Raw genomic sequence first — 634 nt, 5'->3', positions numbered from 1 at the left:
CACAAAAAAGGCAGACTATATATTAGTCTGCCTTTTTTATTATTCAATTTTTAGCAAGCGTATGGATATGAATTAACGCGTGAGCGTTGTCACACCATTAGCACCTGCTTTCAACAGAACGTCTGCTTGGTTTGCTGCAAAGATACCATTACAGACCACACCTACGATATTATTTAGCTCTTTTTCGAGCGCAATTGGATTGCTCACATCTAAATCATAGGTGGCTAGAATGACATTACCATAATCAGTGACAAAGTCTTCACGATAGACAGGCTCACCGCCCAATTTAGCCAATTGGCGAGCTACATACGAGCGCGCTTGTGGTAAGACTTCAATTGGCACTGGAAACGCGCGACCTAATATCTCAACGCTTTTACTCTCATCGACCATACAAACGAACTTGTTTGAAGCTGCTGCCACAATCTTTTCGCGAGTCAATGCACCGCCACCGCCTTTGATAAGTTGCAAGTGCTCATTGACTTCATCAGCACCATCAATATAAACATCGAGCGTGCCAGCAAAGTTTAAATCGACTATTTCGATACCAAGCGCGCGAAGTTTGTCTTCCGTCACCTGTGAGCTAGCGACAGCACCAGCAAGCTTCACTTGTGGCAACAACTCAATCAAACAGTTG

1 protein-coding gene is annotated in these 634 nt (G+C 43.8%); it reads right to left on the bottom strand.

Going from position 1 to position 634, the window contains the following annotated elements:
- Positions 1-72: 72 nt before the first annotated feature.
- On the bottom strand, positions 73-634 hold a 562-nt coding region (gene rpiA, locus ACS8FC_RS18605; protein ID WP_439297881.1), incomplete at its 5' end, for a ribose-5-phosphate isomerase RpiA.

The organism is Psychrobacter sp. 1Y4 (assembly GCF_051847555.1).
Note: the sequence above shows the minus strand (reverse complement) of the source record. Positions and strands in the feature narration are given on the sequence as shown.